The 23,369-nt window shown below is 67.7% G+C and carries 22 protein-coding genes; 15 read left to right on the plus strand and 7 right to left on the minus strand.

What is annotated here, in order from left to right; translation table 11 throughout:
- Positions 1–51: 51 nt before the first annotated feature.
- Both ACZYVJ_RS14025 and ACZYVJ_RS14030 read left to right on the plus strand, forming a co-directional pair.
- Complete coding sequence (locus tag ACZYVJ_RS14025; RefSeq protein WP_463831548.1) at positions 52–846, plus strand: DUF2470 domain-containing protein; 795 nt, start codon at positions 52–54, stop codon at positions 844–846.
- A 135-nt stretch (positions 847–981) separates the two neighbouring features.
- Positions 982–2,202, plus strand: a complete 1,221-nt coding sequence (locus tag ACZYVJ_RS14030; RefSeq protein ID WP_463831550.1) for an LCP family protein — start codon at positions 982–984, stop codon at positions 2,200–2,202.
- Between the two features lie 11 nt (positions 2,203–2,213).
- Here ACZYVJ_RS14030 and ACZYVJ_RS14035 read toward each other — a convergent pair whose 3' ends face one another.
- Together ACZYVJ_RS14035 and ACZYVJ_RS14040 are read right to left on the minus strand one after the other, a co-directional pair.
- Positions 2,214–3,035, minus strand: a complete 822-nt coding sequence (locus ACZYVJ_RS14035; protein WP_463831551.1) for a glycerophosphodiester phosphodiesterase — start codon at positions 3,033–3,035, stop codon at positions 2,214–2,216.
- Positions 3,036–3,039: 4 nt separating this feature from the next.
- Entirely contained in the window at positions 3,040–4,086 is a 1,047-nt protein-coding gene (locus tag ACZYVJ_RS14040) for a DUF4328 domain-containing protein (protein ID WP_463831552.1), read from the minus strand.
- Between the two features lie 455 nt (positions 4,087–4,541).
- Here ACZYVJ_RS14040 and ACZYVJ_RS14045 point away from each other — a divergent pair, with 455 nt between their 5' ends.
- The 10 genes from ACZYVJ_RS14045 (at position 4,542) to rraA (ending at position 11,029) form a co-directional block, all read left to right on the plus strand.
- Positions 4,542–4,697, plus strand: a complete 156-nt coding sequence (locus tag ACZYVJ_RS14045) for a hypothetical protein (protein WP_196772057.1) — start codon at positions 4,542–4,544, stop codon at positions 4,695–4,697.
- A gap of 148 nt (positions 4,698–4,845) precedes the next feature.
- A complete protein-coding gene (locus ACZYVJ_RS14050; protein WP_463831553.1) occupies positions 4,846–5,469 on the plus strand; it encodes a superoxide dismutase in 624 nt (207 codons plus the stop codon).
- A 196-nt stretch (positions 5,470–5,665) separates the two neighbouring features.
- Positions 5,666–6,199, plus strand: coding sequence for a peptidase (locus tag ACZYVJ_RS14055; protein ID WP_463831555.1), 534 nt, complete (start codon positions 5,666–5,668; stop codon positions 6,197–6,199).
- A 286-nt stretch (positions 6,200–6,485) separates the two neighbouring features.
- Complete coding sequence (locus ACZYVJ_RS14060; RefSeq protein ID WP_463831556.1) at positions 6,486–7,157, plus strand: TMEM165/GDT1 family protein; 672 nt, start codon at positions 6,486–6,488, stop codon at positions 7,155–7,157.
- A gap of 414 nt (positions 7,158–7,571) precedes the next feature.
- Positions 7,572–7,970, plus strand: a complete 399-nt coding sequence (locus ACZYVJ_RS14065; RefSeq protein WP_007771864.1) for a hypothetical protein — start codon at positions 7,572–7,574, stop codon at positions 7,968–7,970.
- 132 nt (positions 7,971–8,102) lie between these two features.
- Positions 8,103–8,759, plus strand: a complete 657-nt coding sequence (locus tag ACZYVJ_RS14070) for a DUF6474 family protein (RefSeq protein WP_463831558.1) — start codon at positions 8,103–8,105, stop codon at positions 8,757–8,759.
- 28 nt (positions 8,760–8,787) lie between these two features.
- Positions 8,788–9,456, plus strand: coding sequence for a YcnI family copper-binding membrane protein (locus ACZYVJ_RS14075; protein WP_463831559.1), 669 nt, complete (start codon positions 8,788–8,790; stop codon positions 9,454–9,456).
- Positions 9,453–9,953, plus strand: a complete 501-nt coding sequence (locus ACZYVJ_RS14080; protein WP_463831560.1) for a copper resistance CopC family protein — start codon at positions 9,453–9,455, stop codon at positions 9,951–9,953. The genes ACZYVJ_RS14075 and ACZYVJ_RS14080 overlap by 4 nt, the downstream gene beginning before the upstream one ends.
- Positions 9,954–10,065: 112 nt before the next feature.
- Entirely contained in the window at positions 10,066–10,518 is a 453-nt protein-coding gene (locus ACZYVJ_RS14085; protein WP_463831561.1) for an Rv3852 family protein, read from the plus strand.
- A gap of 25 nt (positions 10,519–10,543) precedes the next feature.
- Positions 10,544–11,029 carry a ribonuclease E activity regulator RraA gene (rraA, locus tag ACZYVJ_RS14090; RefSeq protein ID WP_463831562.1) on the plus strand — a complete coding sequence of 162 codons (486 nt, stop codon included), beginning with the start codon at positions 10,544–10,546 and terminating at the stop codon, positions 11,027–11,029.
- 4 nt (positions 11,030–11,033) lie between these two features.
- Here rraA and ACZYVJ_RS14095 read toward each other — a convergent pair whose 3' ends face one another.
- Complete coding sequence (locus ACZYVJ_RS14095) at positions 11,034–12,503, minus strand: flavin-containing monooxygenase (RefSeq protein ID WP_463831563.1); 1,470 nt, start codon at positions 12,501–12,503, stop codon at positions 11,034–11,036.
- A 77-nt stretch (positions 12,504–12,580) separates the two neighbouring features.
- On the opposite strand from ACZYVJ_RS14095, the gene ACZYVJ_RS14100 reads away from it, so the two are divergent.
- Together ACZYVJ_RS14100 and dinB are read left to right on the plus strand one after the other, a co-directional pair.
- Positions 12,581–13,219, plus strand: a complete 639-nt coding sequence (locus ACZYVJ_RS14100) for a TetR/AcrR family transcriptional regulator (protein ID WP_463831564.1) — start codon at positions 12,581–12,583, stop codon at positions 13,217–13,219.
- Positions 13,220–13,249: 30 nt separating this feature from the next.
- Positions 13,250–14,464 carry a DNA polymerase IV gene (gene dinB, locus ACZYVJ_RS14105; protein WP_463831565.1) on the plus strand — a complete coding sequence of 405 codons (1,215 nt, stop codon included), beginning with the start codon at positions 13,250–13,252 and terminating at the stop codon, positions 14,462–14,464.
- Here dinB and ACZYVJ_RS14110 read toward each other — a convergent pair.
- On the minus strand, positions 14,461–15,468 hold the full coding sequence (locus tag ACZYVJ_RS14110; RefSeq protein ID WP_463831566.1) for a PHP domain-containing protein: 1,008 nt from the start codon (positions 15,466–15,468) through the stop codon (positions 14,461–14,463). The two genes, dinB and ACZYVJ_RS14110, sit on opposite strands and share 4 nt — an antisense overlap.
- A 22-nt stretch (positions 15,469–15,490) precedes the next feature.
- Positions 15,491–15,931 carry a hypothetical protein gene (locus ACZYVJ_RS14115; protein WP_463831567.1) on the minus strand — a complete coding sequence of 147 codons (441 nt, stop codon included), beginning with the start codon at positions 15,929–15,931 and terminating at the stop codon, positions 15,491–15,493.
- 51 nt (positions 15,932–15,982) lie between these two features.
- Here ACZYVJ_RS14115 and ACZYVJ_RS14120 point away from each other — a divergent pair, with 51 nt between their 5' ends.
- Positions 15,983–16,825 (plus strand): LLM class F420-dependent oxidoreductase, encoded by an 843-nt coding sequence (locus ACZYVJ_RS14120; RefSeq protein WP_463831568.1) that lies wholly within the window; start codon positions 15,983–15,985, stop codon positions 16,823–16,825.
- Between the two features lie 404 nt (positions 16,826–17,229).
- Here ACZYVJ_RS14120 and ACZYVJ_RS14125 read toward each other — a convergent pair whose 3' ends face one another.
- Complete coding sequence (locus tag ACZYVJ_RS14125) at positions 17,230–18,696, minus strand: glutamate synthase subunit beta (protein ID WP_463831569.1); 1,467 nt, start codon at positions 18,694–18,696, stop codon at positions 17,230–17,232.
- Positions 18,689–23,272 carry a glutamate synthase large subunit gene (gltB, locus tag ACZYVJ_RS14130; protein ID WP_463831570.1) on the minus strand — a complete coding sequence of 1,528 codons (4,584 nt, stop codon included), beginning with the start codon at positions 23,270–23,272 and terminating at the stop codon, positions 18,689–18,691. Before gltB ends, ACZYVJ_RS14125 begins: the two co-directional genes overlap by 8 nt.
- Positions 23,273–23,369 lie beyond the last annotated feature (97 nt).

The following is a 23,369-nucleotide window of genomic DNA, read 5'->3' on the forward strand; positions in this document are numbered from 1 at the left end:
CGACGCCACCACGAGTGAGTTAACTTAGGCTTACCTAATCAAAGGATGAGAATGGTGTTACCGTTGAGCTGCCCCGCCCCGACCACCGCCGAGCGGATTCGCAGTGCCTGTGTCCGCGCCAGCGGCGCGCTGCTGGCCATCGAGCATGACGACCCCGTCCCCACCCCCGTGCATCACCTGATGGACGACGGATCCGTCGCGCTGGCGGTCCCCGTCGAACGGGCACGCGAGCTCGCACGCCCCATCTCCGGGTGCCAGGCGCTGCTGGAGCTGACCGACTACGCGCCGCTTCCGCTGCGCGAACCGGTCCGTTCGCTGGTCTGGGTGCGCGGACACCTCCAGGAGGTGCACCCGAGCGAGATCCTCGACACGCTCGACCTGATCGCCGCCGAATGCCCGAATCCGGCGCTGCTGAGCGTCGACACCCCGCGCTGTGCGCCGACCGACGGCGAGGAACCGCGCTTCACGTTGTTGCGGCTCGAGATCGCCTCGGTGGTCGTCACCGACGCCACCGGCGCGGAGCCGGTCAGCGTGGGCGATCTGCTGGACGCCCGGCCCGATCCGTTCTGTGCGCTCGAGTCGAGCCTGCTGTGGCACCTGGACACCGCCCACAGCGATGTCCTGGCGCGGCTGGTGTCCAGGCTTCCCGCGCCCCTGCGGCGCGGCCACGTGCGACCGCTGGGCCTCGACCGCTACGGCGTCCGGTTCCGCGTCGAGGGCGATGACCGCGATCACGACGTCCGGTTGCCGTTCCATAAACCGGTCGACGACATGACCGGTCTGAGCCAGGCCATCCGGGTGCTGATGGGATGCCCGTTCATCAACGGACTTCGCGCACGCGGCTAGCCCTGCGACGATGCAGCCCGCATAGCGGGGTGAGGAGGAGTAGGGCAATTCGGCTAGCCCTGCGACGATGCAGCCCGCATAGCGGGGATCGCGCCTTACCGGCGCCTCGGGGCGCCGGGCACGTACGTTAACCAGGTGAACGGCGACCGCTCACCGCAACGCCGGTGGCCTCCCGGGGGGAGCCCGCCCGCACAGCCGCGCCCCGGGCAGGCGCGCCCCGAGCCACCGCAGGTGATCCGCCGCCCCCCGGCCGGTCCGCCGCCATCGCCGACCGCGGAGACCCAGCCGATGTACCAATCAACGCCGCCGCGCGCCGCCGCTGCGCCCCGGGTAACGCCGCCCCGGGTAACGCCGCCCCGACCGCAGGCACCGCGCGCGGCCCGGAGGCGGCGCGGGCTCCACTGGTTCCGCACGGTGGTGTCGGTCCTGCTGGTGGGCCTCCTGCTGATCGGCGCGGGCATCGTCGCAGGGGCGGTCTGGTTCGACAACAAACTACATCGCGAGCAGGTACTCGCCGACTACGCCGACCGCCCCGCAGCCGGCCGGGGCACCAACTGGCTGATCGTCGGGTCGGACAGCCGGCAGGCGCTCAGCGCCGAGCAGCAGCAGGATCTGGCGACCGGCGGCGACATCGGTAACGGCCGTACCGACACGATCCTGCTGGTTCACGTGCCGGGTGTCGGGGCCGGAGTGCCGACGACCATGGTGTCGATACCGCGCGATTCCTATGTGCCGATCCCGGGTCACGGCAAGGACAAAATCAACGCCGCATTCGCGATGGGCGGCGCGCAACTGCTGGTCCAGACGGTGGAGCAGGCCACCGGGCTGCGCCTCGACCATTACGCCGAGATCGGGTTCGGCGGGTTCGCCGCGCTGGTGGACGCCCTCGGCGGGGTGACCGTGTGCCCGAAGACGGCTTTCAGCGACCCGTTGGCCGGCATCGAGCTGCCAGCGGGCTGCCAGACCCTCAACGGCCGCAACGCGCTCGGCTACGTCAGGTCCCGCGACACCCCGCGGGCGGATCTGGACCGGATGGTCAATCAACGGCAGTTCGTGGCGGCGCTGCTGCATCGAGCCGGCAGTCCCGCGGTCTGGCTCAATCCGTGGCGCTGGTTTTCGGTGCCGCGCGCGGCCGCCGACGCCCTGACCGTCGACCGGGGTGACCACGCCTGGGATCTGGCCCGGCTCGGCTGGGCACTACACGGGTCGACGACCGCAATGACCGTCCCGATCGGCCAGTTCACCAGCGGTGACGCCGGGTCGGTGGTGGTGTGGAATCACGATGAGGCCGCGCGGTTGTTCGAGTCGTTGGCGTCCGACGCGCCCCTACCCCCGGCCACATCGGACGAGGAGTAATAGGGGACGCCCTAACCCCCGCCCTGGCGCGCGCGGTTGTCCAGCCACGCCTTGGTACGGCCCGGATGGTGCGTGGCAAGCCAGGCCACCCCGACATCCCGACAGAAATCGATGTCTTCGTAGTCGTCGACGTTCCAGCAGTAGACCGCCCTGCCCTGGGCGATGGCGCGGTCGGCCAGTTGGGGATATTCCTTCAGCGTCGTCAGCGAGGGTCCGACGGCGGTGGCGCCGATCGCCGTCGGCGCGCCGCTGGTCAGGTAGCGCGCGGTCTTGCCGAGCAGCACCGTGGGCAGCAGCGGCGCGGCCCGCCGGATCCGCCAGACGGCGGACGCCGAGAACGACATCACCACCGCGCGGGAGCGGTCCGCCGAGGCGGGCGCGGCAATCCCGAACCTATGCAGCGCCGCGAGCAGCTTGGTTTCCACCAGCGAGCCGTACCGGACCGGATGCTTGGTTTCGATGAACAGCTTCACCGGCCGACGCCAATCCAGCACCAGCGACACCAGCGCGTCCAGCGTCAACAAACTGGTGTCGCCGTGGGCGCCGTCTTCTCGCCAGCTGTCGTGCCACGCCCCGTACTCGAGCTCCCGCAATTCGGCGAGCGTCATCGTGCTGACCAGGCCGGCCCCGGTCGAGGTCCGGTCCAGCCGGCGGTCGTGCACGCACACCAGATGCCCGTCGCGAGTCAGGCGGACATCGCATTCCACGCCGTCGGCGCCTTCTTTCAGCGCAAGGTCATAGGCGGCCAGCGTGTGCTCGGGCCGCGCGGCTGACGCGCCGCGGTGGGCGACGACATAAGGATGCCCGGCGAGCACCTCGTCGGCCCACGTCATACCCCTATGCTGCCGGTTCCTGCCCCTTCAACTCAACCGGGGCGGCCGACGCCGGGGCCGCGGGGCCGCCGTCGGGAACCGCGACCCAGCGGTGCGCGGGCCGGGCGACGGGTTTGCGGTGGAATCCCTCGAAGACCCGGGTGGCGGCGGCCAGCGTGGCGGCCGCGAACAGATACGCGAAGACCATCAGGACGGTGTTGTTGGCGATGCCCTGGGCGTCGGTGGCGAAGCTGGTCACGATGGCCGCGATGGACACGGCGTAGCTGCACACCCACGCACCCCACCACTGCAGGATTGCGCCACGCAACCGGGCGTAGTGCTCTTCGAGCAGCGCCAGCTCGATCACGTACACCGGGGCCCACAGCAGGTTGGCCAGCGGCACCACGCAGCCGGCCCACAGTGCCCGCGCGGAGCGCTGCTCGGGCAGACCATGATGGGCGAACACGGCGGCGCGGCGCGCCATCATCCAGCGGATCAGCTGCACGCCGGAGGCGATCACCGCGGCACCCGCGCCCACGCTCGCCAGCACGCCGAGCCAGTCGGCCCCGATGGCCACCCATGTGTTCAGCAAGGTGTTCCGGTTGATCACCAGCAGCACATACCGCACCACGTAGACCAGGGCGGCGATGCTGAGCACCAGCACGCTGACGAAGGACGTGGTGCGGACGATCTGCGCCGGCGGTCCAGGCTGCGCTGGTGCTTCCGCGGCCGCGGGCGCCTGCGCGACGCGGTCGGCCAAGCCCCAGCGCGGTATGACGGTGTAGCGAGGTGTGGGTCCGAGGGGACGGCGGCCGCGTCGCGGCGGCGGCGCGGCGCCGGGCCGCACCGCTATCCAGCGGTAGCCAGGGGGCAGTCGCGGCGGCGTGCGCTGCCACCCCGGCGTCGCCGAGGGGCGAGCCTGCGTCCGGGCGCCGGTCGCACCCCAGCGCGGGTCAGCCGGCGGCGCGTCCGGCGCGGGCGCCATCAGGGCTCCGCGGCAGCGCGGACACCATTCTCGTTGTCGGTCACGCACGTTCCAGCGCGTGCCGCACTGGGAGCACACCTGGATCACCGGACCAGACTAACGCCGTCCCGGCGCGGGCCGAGGGACACCGGTCAGGGGCCGCGATCGGCGATCGTGCGAGGGGGTCGGCAACCGACTCAAGCGCCAACGACTATCCACAGTTTCCACAGGTTTATCCACATACACCCAGTGGGTATAGAACGCATCACTACAGCCTCTGGCGGCTGACCGTGGTGTCACTGTGGATAACACCCCGGGATTACAGGCATCCCATCGACAGCCCGAAACCAGCGTTGAGCGAAATCGATTGTCTTGCGCAAGCACGCTTCGACCGTGCGCGCACCGACGAGCCGCATCAGGTTTCAAGCCGTCGCCGCCATTGCCAACCCGCAGCTCAGCGCATTATTTCTCAAGCTCGTCACAAAGCGCTATGATCGCGTTCGCGAAAAGTGTTTGTGACTCACCTCACTGACGCGAGGTGACCGGGGGGTGAAAGGCGATTGATGGCCACGCATTCGTTCGGTCCGGGTTCACCGGCCCCGTCGAAGTCGTATTGCGGCTCGCCGGCGTGGAATCACAGCTACAGCATCGCCGCGCTGCGCGCAGGGCTCATCGCCCTGGCGTTGCTCGCGGTACTCGCGGTCATCGTCTTGTCTTGAAAGGCCGCTGGGCGGGCATTCGCGTTCCGGCTCACAAGGGTCGTTCTTGCGGAGCGCGCGGTCATGGAGCAGGGTTGATAACGGCTGGCCGCCGTGAGGCGGCCCCGCGCGACTGAGCGTCAAGACGATAATCGAAGAAAGGAATGCCGTGGCTGAATACACCCTGCCCGACTTGGACTGGGACTATGCAGCGTTGGAACCGCACATCTCGGGGCAGATCAACGAGATCCACCACAGTAAGCACCACGCCACGTACGTCAAAGGCGTGAACGACGCTCTGTCCAAGCTCGAAGAGGCCCGCGCCAACGAGGACCACGCTGCGATCTTCCTGAACGAAAAGAACCTCGCCTTCCACCTGGGCGGCCACGTCAACCACTCGATCTGGTGGAAGAACCTGTCGCCGGACGGCGGCGACAAGCCGACCGGCGAACTGGCCGCGGCGATCGACGACGCATTCGGATCCTTCGACCGATTCCGCGCGCAGTTCAGCGCGGCCGCCAACGGCCTGCAGGGATCGGGCTGGGCGGTCTTGGGCTACGACACCCTCGGCAGCCGGTTGCTGACCTTCCAGCTCTACGACCAGCAGGCCAACGTTCCGCTCGGCATCATCCCCTTGCTGCAGGTCGACATGTGGGAGCACGCCTTCTACCTGCAGTACAAGAACGTGAAGGCGGATTATGTCAAGGCGTTCTGGAACGTCGTCAACTGGGCGGACGTGCAGAAGCGGTACGCCGCCGCGACGTCGAAAGCCCAGGGGCTGATTTTCGGCTGACTTTCATTTCGATCGGCAGGGGCGTCGCGCGGTTGCGCGGCGCCCCCGTCGTTTGTCTGACCCTTTGATCGATCACGTGACAACGTTTGCGCCACCGACCGTGTCGTGTTGCACGGCGCCTAAACCGCAGGCATGCTTAGTTATTCGGACTTACCAGTGTGGTTATTCCAGGCGGAGGCGTCGCGCGGAGGTCGAAATGGAAGCAGGGGCGGATCGGCCCATCGGGGTTTCCCCGTTCCATTCTCGTGGTGCGTTGAAAGGGTTCGTGATCTCCGGGCGCTGGCCCGATTCGACCAAAGAATGGGCCCAGCTGCTCATGGTAGCGGTCAGGATCGCGTCCCTGCCCGGATTGCTCTCCACCACAACGGTCTTCGGAGCCCGCGAGGAGTTGCCGGACGAGCCCGAGCCGGGCACGGTCGGCCTGGTGCTGGCCGAGGGCACGGTTTTCGGTGAATCAGCCATTCAGCCGGGTTATTTCGCAGAACACCAGCCGCCGGCATTACTCATGTTGCACCCACCCTCGGAAACAACGCCGTCACTGCCGGAATGCAACGGGGCGGCATCGGGATGCGTATTGCTGCCCGGATTGCCCTATCTCGGACTCGAGCATCGGGCGGCGTGGGTGGAAGCCGAAGCCGACGGCACCATTACCTCGATGGTGAGCCGCGTAGGCGTCGACCCGATCAGCCACCCCGACACGGCGATACTGGCAATGCTGCTGGCCGCATAAGCGAAATGCCCGAAGGCACTTCGGGACTCGGATGCCAGAAATACGGCTGGCCGAACTCCGCTGCCCTGCTGGCGGACGCCGAATGGTCCCATTAACCTGGGATCGTTAGCGAAGGGGAGTAGCCCCCAATCGTCGAGTCGACATACTGGCGCACAGCCCGGCCGGCGAATCGGTTCACCCGGTGGGCGAGACCTTCGACCGGAGTTCGACGACTTCCGCGGTCGCCGACGACGCGTCGAAAGGTCACCCGACATGCTCGCCGCCACCCTGTTGACCGACCCTGGGAGTGGTGTTCGTCGCCGAACTCGGCGACAGATCCCAGCTGATCACCATGACCTACGCGCTGCGCTACCGGTGGTGGGTGGTGCTGACCGGGGTGGCGCTCGCCGCGTTCACGGTGCACGGGGTTTCGGTGACAATCGGTCACTTCCTGGGGGCTGCCCTGCCGGCGCGGCCTCTGGCCTTCGCATCGGCCCTTGCCTTCCTCGCATTCGCGGTGTGGGCCTGGCGGGAGGGCGCGGCCACCGACGAGGCGGTGTCGCAGCCGCGCGAACCGCGATTCGCCTTCCTCACCGTCGTGTCGTCGTTCGCGCTCGCCGAGATGAGCGACAAGACCGCCCTGGCGACGGTGACGTTGGCCAGCCACCACGACTGGGTCGGTGTGTGGATCGGCTCGACGCTGGGCATGGTGCTGGCCGACGGCTTGGCGATCGGCGCGGGACGGCTGCTGCATAGGCGCCTTCCGGAAAAACTGCTGCACGTCGCGGCCAGTCTGCTGTTCCTGACGTTCGGGTTGTGGATGCTGTTCGACAGCGCTCTGGGCTGGCGCTGGGTCGCCGTCGCCGCGACGGTCGCCGTGGCGGTGACCGTTGCCGCAATCGCGGTCGCGCAGACGCGGCGGCGCCGCAGAACCGTCACGGCAAATCGGCGGCGGACCACCGCAAACCGGCTAAGTTAACGACGCCTCGACAGCGGGTGTCCGGGAGTCGTCTGCCCGGCAGCGGGGCGGTCAGCGGCCCCGCTTTCGCACTCGGCAGCAAAGGGTGTGCTACATCGGCCCGGCTCGCCGACCCGTTGCGGTGCGATTTCCCAGCACAGCCCGGCATATTATCGTCCCCGTCAGCACGCTATCCGCCCGCCACTTCGGAACGGATGTCCAATTCTGCGGATAACCTGTGAGTTTCATTGATTTAGTGGACACCCCAGCGAATCAGTTAGACGCTCGTCAAGTGGGGAGGTGGCGGGCGTCAGCTATGCCGGTCGGGAATCCCCTGGGGTTTGCACCTGGTTACGGTCACCAAGCCTCGCTACCATGATCAGCAAATACACCTAGGTAATAGTTCACTTCTACAGCCCAGTGGAGGTCATATCAATGAGCACGACGTTCGCTGCTCGCCTGAACCGCCTGTTCGACACGGTGTATCCCCCCGGACGCGGGCCGCACACCTCCGCGGAAGTGATCGCGGCGCTCAAGGCGGAGGGCATAACGATGTCGGCTCCCTACCTCTCCCAGCTGCGTTCCGGCAATCGCACCAATCCGTCGACGGCGACCATGGCCGCCCTGGCCAACTTCTTCCGGATCAAGTCGGCCTACTTCACCGACGACGAGTACTACGAGAAGCTCGACAAGGAACTTTCGTGGCTGGCCACGACGCGCGACGACAACGTCCGCCGCATCGCGGTCCGCACGGCCGAGCTGTCCCCCGAGGCGCAGCGTGAGGTCATGGAGCGGGTCAACGAGTTGCGCAGGGCCGAGCACTTAGACGCCTGACGTCTGCGCCCGGCACCGGCCGCCGGGCCTGCCCTGGAGGGCTGCCGCCCGCGCTATCCGATTAGGGTTGGCTCAGCGGATCGCGCAACCGCGAGAGCGATAGTCCACGAGATGACCGGGAGGCGGCCGGGAATGGGCCTGTTCCGCAAGCGAAAGAGCCGCGCGACGCGTCGCGCTGAAGCCCGTGCAATCAAGGCCCGCGCGAAGCTCGAGGCCAAACTGGCCGCGAAAAACGAGGTCCGCCGCGCCAAATCCGCCCAACGGGCGGAGGACAAGGCGCTACGCGCGCAGATCAAGGCCCAACGCGATAGCGACCGCAACGCACTGAAAGTCGCTGAGGCCGAACTCAAAGCCGCGCGGGAGGGCAAGATCTTCTCACCGACACGAATCCGCCGGGTATTGACGGTGTCTCGGCTGCTGGCGCCGATCCTCACCCCGCTCATCTACCGGGCCGCCGTCGCCGCCCGCGCGCTGATCGATCAGCGTCGGGCCGATCAGCTCGGCATTCCGCTGGCCCAGATCGGCCGGTTCTCCGGTCATGGCGCCCAGCTGTCGGCCCGCATCGCCGGGGCGGAGAAGTCGCTGCGGACGGTTCAGGACAAGAAGCCCAAGGACGCCGAGACCAAGCAGTTTGTCGCCGCCATCGCCGAACGGCTCACCGATCTGTCGGCGGCGATCACCGCCGCGGAGAACATGCCGGCCGCGCGGCGCCGCGCCGCCCACGCCGCGATCTCGTCGCAGCTCGACGGGATCGAGGCCGACCTGATGGCCCGTCTCGGCCTGAGCTGATCACCCGCACGGAAGGCGGCGCCCCCGCATGGCAATCACCAGCAGGTGGATCTCGCGCACCCTGATCGCATTCACCGCAGCCCTCGCCCTCTATCTCGGATCGGCGGCCCAGACCCCCGCCGCCTGGGCGCACGTGCACGCCAGCAGCGACAACGCGGTGCGCGGGGCCATGGCGATCGTCACGTTCCAGGTGCCCAACGAATCGAACACCGGGGCGCTCACCACCGCGCTGACCATCACACTTCCCAACGTCGCATCGGCGCGCACTGAAAGCCTGCCGGGCTGGACGGCCAAGCTCGACAGGGACGCCGCGTCCGGCACCGTGCATTCGGTGACGTGGACGGCCAACCTCACCGGCGGGATCGGGCCAGATCAATTCGGGCTGTTCCGGCTGTCGGTGAAGCTGCCCGACACCGATGCCGTCAGCTTCCCGGCCGCGCAGACCTACGCCGACGGAACCGTCGTGAAATGGGACCAGCCGCCGCTGCCCGACGGGAGCGAGCCGGAGCACCCGGTGCCCATGCTCACCCTCGCCACCGGCCCCACGGGCCCGCACCAACACCACGCGTCACCCGAGTCCGCGCCCGCCGCCGCACGATCGAATGCGGCCGACAACGCCGCCCGGCTGCTCGGCGGCGCGGCCCTGGTGATCGCCGCTGCCGGCGTCGCGATCGCACTGATCCGCCGACGGACATGAGGCGCCTGGCGCTCGGCGTGTGCGTCGGCGTCATGTTCGTGATCGCCACACTCACCGCGCCGGTCGCGGGCGCGCACGCCACCCGCGTCTCCTGCGATCCCGCGGCCGATGCGGTGCTCGCGGCCGGGCCGCAGCGGGTGAGCGCCACCTTCAACGAGCAGTTGCAAACCACGTTCGCGGCCATGACGGTGGTGGGGCCCGACGGCAACGTGTGGTCCGCCGGAGAGCCCACGGTGCAGGGCGCGGTGGTCGGCATCGCCCTGCGTGCACTCGGGCCGGCCGGGACGTACACGGTGAACTACCGGGTGACGTCCGCCGACGGCCACGTGGTGTCCGGAGCATGGTCGTTTCGGCTGACGGTGCCCGGCACCGGCACGCCCGGTCCCCCCGCGGCCGGCCCGGACGGCGGCGGCGCGCTCCCGATCTGGCCGTTCGTGGCGGTCGCGGTGGCCCTCGTGGTCGGCGGCGGGTGGTGGGCGGCGCGGCGGAGGCGGTGAGAGCGGGGGCCGGCGACCGGTGCCGGAGGCGCCGCAACGCGTCCTGGCATGATGGGACTTTGAACCCACTGAGCTAGGGAAAGACGACAGAGGAAGCTCGAGGAGCGGCCGCATGGCAGACCCGCAGGACCCAACCAACAGCGCACCCGACGGCGCCGGCATCCCGCCGGAGAGTAAGCCGCTCGCCAAGGCGGCGAAAAAGACCGCAAAAGCGCCGGCCAAAAAGGCACCTGCGAAAAAGGCGCCCGCCAAAAAGGCGCCGGCCAAGAAGGCAGCCGCCAAGAAGGTGCCGGCAAAGAACGCCGAACCCGCGCCCCCGAAACCACCCGAGCAACCGGCAGCGAAACCGCTCGACTTGCAGCAGCGGGCAGAAAGCAACGGCGACCTGACCGCCGCCGCCAAAGATGCTGCTGCACAGGCGAAGTCCACCGTGGAGGCCGCCAACAACCCCGTCTCTCCGGCGGTCCCCGGCGCGGCGGTGGGCCAATCCCCCGTGCCGCTGATCGTCGCCCTGGCCGTCAGCCTGCTGGCCATCCTGCTCATCCGCCAGCTGCGTCGCCGCTGAGCGGCACGCGTCTAACGTGTCAGACGTGACGGTGTCTTTCCGGCCGACGGCCGACCTCGTAGACAGCATCGGTCCCGACGTACGCAGCTGCGACGTCCAGTTCCGCCAGTTGGGCGGGCGGGCCGAATTCGCCGGGCCGATCAGCACCGTGCGGTGCTTTCAGGACAACGCGCTGCTGAAATCGGTGCTCTCGGAACCGGGCGGCGGTGGGGTCCTGGTCATCGACGGCGACGGCTCGCTGCACACCGCGCTGGTCGGCGACGTCATCGCCGAGCTGGCCCGGTCCAACGGCTGGGCGGGGCTCATAGTCAACGGTGCGGTGCGCGACTCGGCCACCTTGCGCGGCATGGACATCGGCATCAAGGCGTTGGGCACCAATCCCCGCAAGAGCACCAAGACGGGCGCCGGCGAGCGCGACGTCGAGGTCACCCTGGGCGGGGTGACGTTCGTGCCGGGCGAGATCGCCTACAGCGACGACGACGGGATCGTCGTCGCCGCCGCAGGCCAGTGATCCGCTAAACCGCCACCGGGGCAGGCTTTTTCGCGAACTTCAACCCTTCGTCGTCGACCTTGCCGCGCCGGATCGTGCGCATGTCGACGAAGTAGTTCTGCTTGAGCCGCCACGGCGCCCGCGATCCCGACTTGGGCAGCAGGTGCATCGACCGCCGGAAGTAGCCGGGGGTGAAGTCCATGAAAGGCAGCTCATCGACGTCGTTGCCCGGATGCTGCGGCTCGACGAAGTCAAAACCGTTGGAGTCCATGTGGTTCAGCAATCGGCACACGAACTCGGAGACCAGGTCAGCCTTCAGCGTCCAGGAAGCATTGGTGTAGCCGAAGGTAATCGCGAAGTTCGGCACGCCGGAGAACATCAGGCCCTTGTAGGTCATCAGCGAGGTCAGGTCGATGTCCTCACCGTTGCGGGTCGGCTTCACGCCGCCGATCAGCTGCATGTTCAAACCCGTTGCGGTGACGATGATGTCGGCGGCCAGTTCCTCACCCGAGGTGAGCTTGATGCCGGTCTCGGTGAACCGGTCGATGGTGTCGGTGACCACGTCGGCCTTGCCGTGCCGGATGGTCCGGAAGAAGTCGCCGTCGGGGGCCAGGCACAACCGCTCGTCCCAGACGTTGTAGCGCGGGCCGAAGTGCTTTTCGACGTCGTAGCCCTCGGGCAGGCGCCGCTGCGCCATCGTCATCAACGTCTTGCGCATGTAGCCCGGGGCCTTGCGGGACAGCTGGTACTGGAAAGTGCTGAACGCGATGGCTTTCCAGCGATTGGCCATGTGCGCCAGACGCTCGGGCAGCAGGCGGTTGGCCTTCTCGGCGAAGGGATCGACTCCCGGCAACGAGCCGATGTAGGTCGGCGAGCGCTGCAGCATCGTCACGTGACCCGCGCCCGAGTTCACCAGCGCCGGAATCAGGGTGATCGCGGTGGCGCCGGATCCGATGACGACGATCCGCTTGCCCGCGTAGTCAAGGTCCTCGGGCCAGTGCTGCGGGTGGACGATGGTTCCGCCGAAGTCGTCGGAGCCCGGGAAGGTCGGCGAGAACCCCTCGTCGTAGTTGTAATAGCCGGTGCAGGCGAACAGGAACGAACACGTGATCTCGCTCTGCTGCCCGTCGCTCTCGACCGTCACGGTCCAGCGGTTGTCGGTGTCCGACCAGTCGGCGGCCACCACCCGGTGCCGGTACCGGATTTTCGGTTCGATCTTGTTCTCGATCGCGGTCTCCTTGATGTAGGCCTTGATCGAGGCCCCGTCGGCGATCGACTTCGCCGAACGCCAGGGCTTGAACCGGAAGCCCAGGGTGAACATGTCCGAGTCCGACCGGATGCCCGGGTACTTGAACAGGTCCCAGGTGCCGCCCAGGTCGGCGCGGCGTTCGAGGATTGCGTAGCTCTTTGTCGGGCAGCGTTCCTGCAGGTGCCAGGCCGCGCTCACGCCGGAGATACCGGCGCCCACGATGAGGACGTCAAGGTGCTCAGTCATGAACGCCACGCTATCAACACGGTGTTGAACTAGTCAACACGGTGTCGAAACTTTCGACAACATGTAAAGTAGCGGCCGTGACTACCGCCGGTTCCGCCCGCACCCACCACGGCCGGCGCTCCGCGCGCCCGTCCGGCGACGACCGCGAACTGGCCATCCTGTCCACCGCCGAGCAGCTGCTGCGCGAACGCCCGCTCGCGGACATCTCCGTCGACGACCTGGCCAAGGGCGCCGGCCTGTCCCGGCCGACGTTCTACTTTTATTTCCCGTCCAAGGACGCGGTGCTGCTCACCCTCTTCGAGCGCGTGATCATGGAGGCAGACTCCGCGCTGGAGACCATGGTCACCAACCCGCCCGCCGACCTGAAAGCGTTGTGGCGCATCGGGATCAACGTGTTCGTCGAGACCTTCGGAGCGCATCGCGCGGTGTCATTGGCCGCCGACGCCGCGCGCAGCAACAAGGATGTCGACGACCTGTGGTCGCGCTTCATGCAGAAATGGGTCGACCACATCACCACCGTGATCGAAGCCGAGCGCGCCCGCGGCGCGGCGCCGGTGACGCTGCCGGCCCACCACCTGTCCGCGGCGCTGAACCTGCTCAACGAAAAGGTCATGCTCAGCTCGTTCGCCGACGCGCGACCGTCGGTGCCCAGCGAGCAACTGCTCGACACGCTGGTGCACATCTGGGTCAGCAGCGTCTACGGCGACGCCTGCTGACAGCGGCTTGTCGGCACTCTGTGCGAACATATGTTCGTGCGGTGCGATGCGTCCATCCTGCACGCGGACCTCGACTCCTTCTACGCGTCCGTCGAACAGCGCGACGACCCGACCCTGCGTGGCCGCCCGGTGATCGTGGGCGGCGGTGTGGTGCTGGCCGCGAGCTACGAGGCCAAGGCTTTCGGCGTGCGCACCGCCATGGGCGGGTCCCAGGCCCGGCGGCTGTGCCCGCAGGCCGTCGTGGTGCCTCCGCGGATGAGCGCCTATTCGCGCGCCAGTGACGCCGTCTTCGAGGTGTTCCGGGATTGCTCCCCGATCGTCGAGGCGCTGTCGGTGGACGAGGCCTTCCTCGATGTCGGCGGACTGCGCCGGGTCAGCGGCACGCCGGTCGCGATCGCCGAGCGCCTGCGGGCGGACGTGCGTGACCGCGTCGGGCTGCCGATCACCGTCGGCGTCGCCCGCACGAAGTTCCTCGCTAAGGTCGCCAGCCAGGAGGCCAAGCCGGACGGGCTGCTGCTGGTGCCGCCCGATCAGGAGCTGACCTTCTTGCGGCCGCTGCCGGTGCGCCGGCTCTGGGGCGTGGGCGCGGTGACCGCCGAGAAGCTGCGCGCGCACGGCATCGTCACCGTCGCCGACGTCGCCGAGCTCAGCGAATCGGCACTGGGCTCCATGGTGGGCGGTGCGATGGGCCGCCAGCTGTACGCGCTGTCCCGCAATATCGACCGCCGGCGGGTGACCACCGCCGTACGTCGCCGATCCGTCGGCGCGCAGCGGGCTCTGGGCCGCGCCGGAAACACCATGTCGCCCAACGAGATCGATGCCGTGGTGGTCAACCTGATCGACCGCATCACCGGCCGCATGCGCGCCGCCGGGCGCACCGGTCGCACGGTGGTGCTGCGGCTGCGCTTCGCCGACTTCACCCGCGCGACCCGGTCGCACACGCTGCCGTGGGCCACCTCGTCCACCGCGCCCCTGCTGGCCGCCGCGCGCCGGCTGGTCGCGGACGCGGCGCCGCTCATCGCGCAGCGCGGCCTGACGTTGGTCGGCTTCGCGGTGTCGGGCATCGACCGCAGCGGCTCCCAGCAGCTGATGCTGCCTTTCGGAGAGCCGAAGCATCGCGCTCCGGGCGATGCCATCGACGCGGCCATCGACCGGGTGCGCCGCCGCTACGGCAAGGCGGCGCTCACGCCCGCGGTGCTGCTGGGCCGCGACCCGGGCTTCGAAATGCCGCACCTGCCGGACTAATTGGCGCCGGTCCACTCCAGCAGCCGCTCGGCCGGCCAGGTGTTCACGATCCGGTCGACGGGAACGCCCGCATCCAACGCGCGCTGGGCGCCGTAACCGAGGAAATCCAGCTGGCCGGGCGCGTGGGCGTCGGTATCGATGGTGAACACGCACCCGATCTCCAGCGCCAGGTTCAGCAGCCGGGTCGGCGGATCGCGGCGCTCGGGCCGGGAGTTGATCTCCACCGCGGTGCCGTGATCGCGGCACGCGGTGAACACCGCCTCGGCGTCGAACTTGGATTCCGGCCTGATCCCGCGATTCCCCGACACCAGCCGGCCGGTGCAGTGACCCAGCACATCAGCGTGCGGATTGGCCACCGCGCGCAGCATGCGCCGGGTCATCGCCGGGGCGTCCATCGACAGCTTGGAATGAACGCTGGCCACCACCACGTCGAGGCGCTCCAGCAACTCGGGTTCCTGATCAAGGCTGCCGTCGTCGAGGATGTCGACCTCGATCCCGGTCAGGATGCGCATCGGCGCGAACTTCTCCCGCAGGCCGTCGATCACGTCGAGCTGTTTGCGCAACCGCTCCGGCGAGAGGCCGTTGGCGATGGTCAGCCGTGGCGAGTGGTCGGTCAGCGCGCAGTACTCGTGCCCCAGCGCCGCGGCGGACGCCATCATCTCCTCGATCGGCGCCGAGCCGTCGGACCAGTTGGAGTGCAGATGCAGGTCGCCGCGCAACGCGGAACGGATGTCGCCGCCACCGAGATCCTCGGCGCTGGACCGGAGTTCGACCAGCAGGTCGGGTTCGCGGCCGGACCACGCCTGATCGATGACCTTGGCCGTCTTGGGACCGATGCCCGGCAGCGACTGCCAGCTGTTGGCCTGGCCGTGCCGCTCCCGGGTCGCCTGGTCGAGCCCCTCGATGATGTCGGCCGCGTTACGATACGCCATCACGCGCCTAGGGTCGTGGCGGCTCCGGTCCTTGAAGTAGGCGATCTGCCGTAACGCCGCTACCGGATCCATGGCTCCAGTGTGCCCGCCCCTATCACCACAGCTGGGCGGCCACGAACCCGGCGAGCAGCACACTGAAGCCGCCGATCTCCCCGGCGATCAGCAACGCCATCGCGACCGCGGTTCGCCCGTCGGCGTTTTCGAACTGGTTGACGGTGTCGCGTCGTGCCCCGTGGCTGATGTAGGCCAGGATGGCCGCCACGAAAAAGAACACGACCACTCCCGCGGCCGTCAGGTTCACCCAGACCGGCCAGGCGCTCAGCTGCACGAAGACTGCGAGCAGCAGCGTCGCGAACGAATACAGCAGCGCCGCCCGGTGGGCGATGTCGACGTAGGGATGCGCAAGGTGATTCTCGGACGTCATCATCTCGCGGTATTTCCACACGCCCAGAATCAGCGCCAGCAGGAATATCAGGCCCGCCGCCAGCAGGGTGATCTTGGTGTCGATTCCCAGGGAACAACAAAGACAAGTCATGGCGCGGTCAAGTTTAGTTGCCCTTCATAAACACCGACTAACGTCGGTGGCATGCGATTCGCGTTCAAGACTTCTCCGCAAAACACCACCTGGGCACAGATGCTGGCCGTCTGGCAAGCGGCCGATGACATCGAGGTCTACGAGTCCGGGTGGACCTTCGACCACTTCTATCCGATCTTCTCCGACAGCAGCGGCCCCTGCCTGGAGGGCTGGACGACGTTGACCGCGCTCGCGCAGGCCACCAAACGGCTGCGGGTGGGCACGCTGGTGACCGGGATCCACTACCGCCATCCCGCGGTGCTGGCCAACATGGCGGCCGCCGTCGACATCATTTCGAACGGACGGCTCGAACTGGGGATCGGCGCCGGCTGGAACGAAGAGGAATCCGGCGCCTACGGCATCGAGTTGGGCAGCATCAAGGAACGCTTCGACCGCTTCGAGGAGGCGTGCGAGGTACTGACCAGCCTGCTCAGCCAGGAGACCACCGACTTCGACGGCAAGTTCTACCAGCTCAAAGGCGCCCGCAACGAGCCCAAGGGTCCGCAGCGACCGCACCCACCGATCTGCATCGGCGGCAGTGGGGAGAAGCGCACCCTACGGATCACCGCCCGCTACGCCCAGCACTGGAATTTCGTGGGTGGTCCGCCCGACGTTTTCGCCCGCAAGCGTGACGTGCTGGCCTCGCACTGCGCGGACATCGGCCGCGACCCCAAGGAGATCACGCTCTCGGCCCACCTGCGGCTGGAGCCGGACCTCGATTACGGGAAGGTCATCGCCGACGCCGCGGGGCTGGCCGCCGAAGGATTGGATCTGGGCATCGTCTACCTGCCGCCGCCGCACGACCCGGCTGTGCTGGAGCCGCTCGCCGAGGCGATCCGCGACTCGGGTCTATAGGAGCGGTGAGGCCGCTTTCCCGGACGCATGGCGGGTCGCCCGGCGAAAATCTCGCCGGCCGCATTCTGAGCAAACCCCCCGTACGCCGGTCAGGGCGTCGGCCGAGCGGTCACGCACCGAAGAGCAGCAAGTCCTGAGCGGTCACCAGACGCTCGTGCTTAGCCGGAAACTCGCGACTCTTCACCGGGTGACGCAACCATGACCAGGCGATTCGCCCCATCCGTGACCGAGGTAATGGGTGAATATGCACAAGAATTTCTCCTGCGATCGGTCCGTTCAACCGGGAAACCGGTGTGACCCCCATGTGAGCGGGCTCACAACGGGTTATTAGACACCCACCACCTGGCAAACAGTGGGAGGCTCGCCGAGCGAAGTCGGCCGTGTTTCTGGTGTGACTGGTGTTACTACTGGAGCGGCACGGCGGTGGGCTTGACCGGCGCAGGGAGCGCGGTCGACCCCATCAGAAATCGGTCCGCCGCAGCCGCTGCGGCCCTGCCCTCAGCTATCGCCCAGACGATCAGCGACTGGCCACGCCCCATGTCACCGGCGACGAAGACGCCCGGCACCGAGGTGTCGAAGTCGGCGCCGCGGGCGACGTTGCCCCGCTCGGTGAGCTTCACCTCAAGGTCGGTGAGCAGGCCCTCCTTCTCGGGCCCGACGAATCCCATCGCCAGCAACACCAGGTCGACCTCGAGTTCGAACTCGGATCCCTCGAGCTTGACGAACTTGCCGTCCTGCATGGCCACCTCGTGCGCCTTGAGCGCCGTCACATGACCGTCTTCGCCGACGAACTCCTCGGTGTTGACCGAGAACACCCGCTCGCCGCCCTCTTCGTGCGCCGAGGACACCCGGTACATCAGCGGGTAGGTCGGCCACGGGGTGGACGGGGCGCGGGTTTCCGGCGGGCGCGGCATGATCTCGAACTGGTGGATGATCGCCGCACCCTGGCGATGCGCGGTACCCAGGCAGTCGGCCCCGGTGTCGCCGCCACCGATGATGACGACCTTCTTGTCCTTGGCGGTGATCGGCGGCTCGCCGTCGGGGCCCAGCACGTCGTCGCCCTCCTGCACGCGGTTGCCCCACGGCAGGTATTCCATCGCTTGGTGGATGCCGTCCAGTTCGCGGCCGGGGACGGGCAGATCACGTCCCGCGGTGGCACCGCCGGCCAGCACCACGGCGTCGAAATCGGCGCGCAGTTGCTCGGCGGTGATGTCGACTCCGACGTTGACCCCCACCCGGAATTCGGTTCCCTCGGCCCGCATTTGGTCCAGCCGGCGGTCGAGGACACGCTTTTCCATCTTGAATTCCGGGATGCCGTAGCGCAGCAGTCCACCGATGCGATCGGCCCGCTCGAACACCGTGACGGTGTGGCCGGCGCGCGTCAACTGCTGAGCGGCGGCCAGCCCCGCCGGCCCGGAACCGACCACGGCGACCTTTTTCCCGGTCTTCGTGTCCGGCGGCAACGGCCGCACCCAGCCCTCGTCGAAAGCCTTGTCGATGATCTCCAGCTCGATCTGCTTGATCGTCACCGGATCCTGGTTGATGCCGAGCACACAGGCCGGCTCGCAGGGAGCGGGGCACAGGCGCCCGGTGAAGTCCGGGAAGTTGTTGGTGGCGTGCAGTCGCTCGATGGCGTCGCGCCACCGATCCCTGCGCACCAGGTCGTTCCACTCCGGAATCAAGTTGCCCAACGGGCAACCGTTGTGGCAGAAGGGAATACCGCAGTCCATGCAGCGGGTCGCCTGCTCGCGCAAGGTCTCGTTGTCGAATTCTTCGTAGACCTCATGCCAGTCGCGCAGCCGAATCGGGACGGGCCGACGCTTCGGCAGTTCCCGATGCGTGTATTTCAGGAAGCCGCTCGGATCAGCCATGCGCGGCCGCCATGATCGCCTTGTCGACATCCGCGCCGTCGCGTTCCGCTTCGGCGATGGCCTGCAACACCCGCTTGTAGTCCCGCGGCATCACCTTGGCGAAGTGCCGCTGGTGTTGCGTCCAGTCACCCAGAATCCGCTGGCCGACAGCGGAATCGGTGGCATCAACGTGTGCCTGAATCATGCCGTGCAACCACTCGTAGTCATCTTTATCCAAGCTCTCGAGCTCGACCATCTCCGCGTTGAGATTGCCTGGGAATTCGCCCTGCGGATCGTAAATGTAGGCCACGCCGCCGGACATGCCCGCCGCGAAGTTACGGCCGGTGCGGCCCAGGACGACAACCTTGCCGCCGGTCATGTACTCGCAGCCGTGGTCGCCGACGCCCTCGACGACGGCGTGTGCCCCGGAGTTACGGACCGCGAATCGCTCACCGACGACGCCGCGCAGGTACGCCTCACCGCTGGTCGCGCCGAACAGGATCACGTTGCCGCCGATGATGTTGTCCTCGGCGACGTAGTCCTGGGGGGCGTCGTCCGACGGCCGAACCACGATCCGTCCACCGGACAGGCCCTTGCCGACGTAGTCGTTGGCGTCGCCGTAGACGCGCAGCGTGATGCCCCGCGGCACGAAAGCGCCGAAGCTGTTGCCGGCCGACCCGTCGAAGGTGATGTCGATGGTTCCGTCCGGCAATCCTTGTCCGCCATAGGCTTTGGTGACCTCGTGGCCGAGCATGGTGCCCACCGTGCGGTTGACGTTGCTGATGGTCGTGGAGAACCGCACCGGCTTTCCGGAGTCCAGCGCCTCGCGACTCATCACGATCAACTGCTGGTCCAGCGCCTTGTCCAGGCCGTGGTCCTGGCGCGAGCTGCAGTACAGGTCCTGGTTCATGAACGCCGATTCCGGCTCGTGCAGAACCGGGGCCAGATCCAGCCGGTGTGCCTTCCAGTGGGCCCGCGCCAGCGTCATGTCCAAGGACTTCACCTGGCCCACGGCCTCGTTGAGCGTGCGGAATCCCAACTGCGCCATGTATTCGCGGACCTCTTCGGCGATGAACATGAAGAAGTTCTCGACGAACTCGGGCTTGCCGGTGAAGCGTTCGCGCAGCACCGGGTTCTGGGTGGCCACGCCGACGGGGCAGGTGTCCAGGTGGCAGACCCGCATCATGATGCAGCCGGAGACCACCAGCGGCGCGGTGGCGAAGCCGAATTCCTCGGCGCCCAGCAGCGCCGCGATCATCACGTCGCGCCCCGTCTTGAGCTGACCATCGACCTGGACCACGATCCGGTCGCGTAATCCGTTCAGCAGCAACGTCTGCTGCGTCTCGGCCAGCCCCAGCTCCCACGGGGCCCCGGCGTGCTTCATCGAAGTCAGCGGCGTCGCACCGGTCCCGCCGTCGTGCCCGGAGATCAGCACCACGTCGGCGTGGGCCTTGGACACCCCCGCGGCCACCGTGCCGACGCCGTTCTCGGAGACCAGCTTCACGTGCACCCGCGCGGACGGGTTGGCGTTCTTCAGGTCGTGGATCAGCTGCGCCAGATCCTCGATGGAATAGATGTCGTGGTGCGGCGGCGGCGAGATCAGGCCGACACCGGGGGTGGAGTGGCGAACCTCGGCGACCCACGGGTACACCTTGTGCCCCGGAAGCTGGCCGCCCTCACCGGGTTTCGCACCTTGGGCCATCTTGATCTGGATGTCGGTGCAGTTCGTCAGGTAGTGCGACGTGACGCCGAATCGCCCGGAGGCGACCTGCTTGATCGAGCTGCGCCGCCAATCGCCGTTCGGATCGCGGTCGAACCGCTTGACGTCTTCGCCGCCCTCACCGCAGTTGGACCGGCCGCCCAGCCGGTTCATCGCGATGGCCAGCGTCTCGTGCGCCTCGGCGGAGATCGAGCCATAGCTCATCGCCCCGGTCGAGAACCGCTTGACGATCTCGCTGGCGGGCTCGACTTCGTCCAGGGGGACCGGGGTGTTGATTCCGGCCCGGAACTTGAGCAGGCCGCGCAGCGACGCCATCCGCTCACTCTGGTCGTCGACCAGGCGGGTGTAGTCCTTGAACACCTTGTACTGGCCGGTGCGCGTGGCGTGCTGCAGCTTGAAGACGGTCTCGGGGTTGAACAGGTGGTACTCGCCCTCGCGGCGCCACTGGTATTCCCCGCCGACCTCGAGCTCACGGTGGGCCCGCTCGTCCGGGCGATCCAGGTAGGCCAGCGCGTGCCGCGCGGCGACGTCGGCGGCGATGTCGTCCAGGGTGATGCCGCCGATCGGGCAGCTCAAGCCGGTGAAGTACTCGCTGAGCACGTCCTCGGAAATGCCGACCGCCTGGAACAACTGGGCGCCGGTGTAGGACGCCACCGTCGAAATGCCCATCTTGGACATGACTTTCAGCACACCCTTACCGGCGGCTTTGATGTAGTTGTTCAGCGCCGTCTTGCGGTCGATGCCTTCGATCACGCCGCGATCCAGCATGTCCTCGATGGATTCGAAAGCCATGTACGGGTTGATCGCCGCGGCACCGAAGCCGACCAGCGCGGCCATGTGGTGGACCTCGCGGGCGTCACCGGTTTCCACCACCAGCCCGACGTGGGTCCGGGTCCGGTCGCGCACCAGATGGTGGTGCACCCCCGCCACCGCGAGCAGCGACGGGATGGGCGCCATCTTCTCGTCGGATTCGCGGTCGGACAGGATGATCACACGCGCGCCGTCAGCGATCGCCGCCGACGCCTGCGCGCGCACCTCCTCAAGCGCGGCAGCCAGGCCGGCGCCGCCCTCAGCTACCGGGTAAAGGCAGCGAATCACCTTGGAACGCATGCCATGCGGTCGACCATTGACCTCGGCATCCGGGTCGAGGTTGACCAGCTTCGCCAGCTCGCGGTTACGCAGAATCGGCTGCGACAGCGCGATCTGGTGACACGAGCGCTCGGTCGGCGTCAGCAGGTCGCGCTCGCCACCGGTGGTGCCCTGCAGACTGGTCACCACCTCCTCGCGGATGGCGTCCAGCGGCGGGTTGGTCACCTGCGCGAAGAGCTGCTGGAAGTAGTCGTACAGCATCCGGGGCCGCTGCGAGAGCACGGCGACCGGGGTGTCGGTACCCATCGACCCGATCGGCTCGGCGCCGCTGCGCACCATCGGCGCCACCAAGAGGTTGAGCTCCTCATAGCTGTAGCCGAATATCTGCTGGCGCTTGACCAGTCGGTCGTGGGGCATCCGCTTGTAGTTGCCCTGCGGCAGGTCGTCGAGCGGCACCAGGTTCCTGTCCAGCCACTCCTGGTAGGGGTGCTCGGCGGCAAGTTCCGCCTTGATCTCCTCGTCGGCGACGATGCGGCCCTGCGCGGTGTCCACCAGGAACATGCGGCCGGGCTGCAACCGCATCCGGCGGACCACCTTGGCCGGGTCCAGATCCAGCACACCGGCCTCGGAGGCCATGACCACCAGGCCGTCCTCGGTGACCCAGATTCGCGAGGGGCGCAAGCCATTACGGTCGAGCACGGCGCCGATGATGGTTCCGTCGGAGAACGTGATCGACGCGGGGCCGTCCCACGGCTCCATCAACGAAGCGTGGTACTGGTAGAACGCCCGGCGCGCGGGGTCCATCGACTCGTTGCGTTCCCAGGCCTCGGGGATCATCATCAGCACGGCGTGGGCCAGGCTGCGCCCGCCCAGGTGGAGCAGTTCGAGCGCCTCATCGAAGCGCGCGGTGTCGGACGCCCCCGGCGTACAGATCGGGAACAACTTCTCGACGTCGGCTTCCGCTCCGAAAACGTCGGTCTTGATCAAAGCCTCGCGGGCCCTCATCCAGTTCTCGTTGCCGGTGACGGTGTTGATCTCACCGTTGTGTGCGACGCGGCGGAACGGATGCGCCAGCGGCCACGACGGGAAAGTGTTGGTGGAGAACCGCGAGTGCACAATACCCAGCGCGCTGGTCAACCGATCGTCTTGCAGGTCAAGGTAAAACGCCTTGAGCTGAGGCGTGGTCAGCATCCCCTTGTAGACGAACGTCTGACCGGAAAGGCTTGGGAAATATACGGTTTCGCGGCCGGGACCGTCCTGGCCCGGACCCTTGGTACCCAGCTCGTGCTCGGCGCGCTTACGCACCACGTAGGCGCGGCGCTCGAGCGTCATACCGGATGCGCCCGCCATGAACACCTGGCGGAAGGTCGGCATCGCGTCGCGGGACAACGCGCCCAGCGACGAGTCGTCGATGGGCACGTTGCGCCAGCCCAGCACCGTCAGGCCCTCGGCTTCGGCGATCTTCTCCACCGCGGCACACGCCGTCGCCGCGTCCTTGGACGACTGCGGCAGGAACGCGATGCCGGTGGCATAGCTGCCCTCCGGCGGCAGCTCGAAGTCCACGACCTCGCGCAGGAAGGCGTCCGGGACCTGAAGCATGATGCCGGCACCGTCACCGCTGCGAGGCTCGGCGCCCTGGGCACCCCGGTGTTCGAGGTTCAGCAGCGCAGTGATTGCCTTGTCCACAATGTCGCGGCTACGACGGCCGTGCATATCGACGACCATGGCAACCCCGCACGCGTCGTGCTCGAACGCGGGGTTGTATAACCCGACGCGCTTGGGCGTCATATGCACCTGACCCTTCACCTGAACGTTCTGCGCGGCCGTTAGCAGCGGCCCCGCCGAGGTCGCACCCGAAGGTTGCGGGCTAAAACCCCGTCGGTCT

Source organism: Mycobacterium sp. IDUB_3 (genome assembly GCF_055419585.1).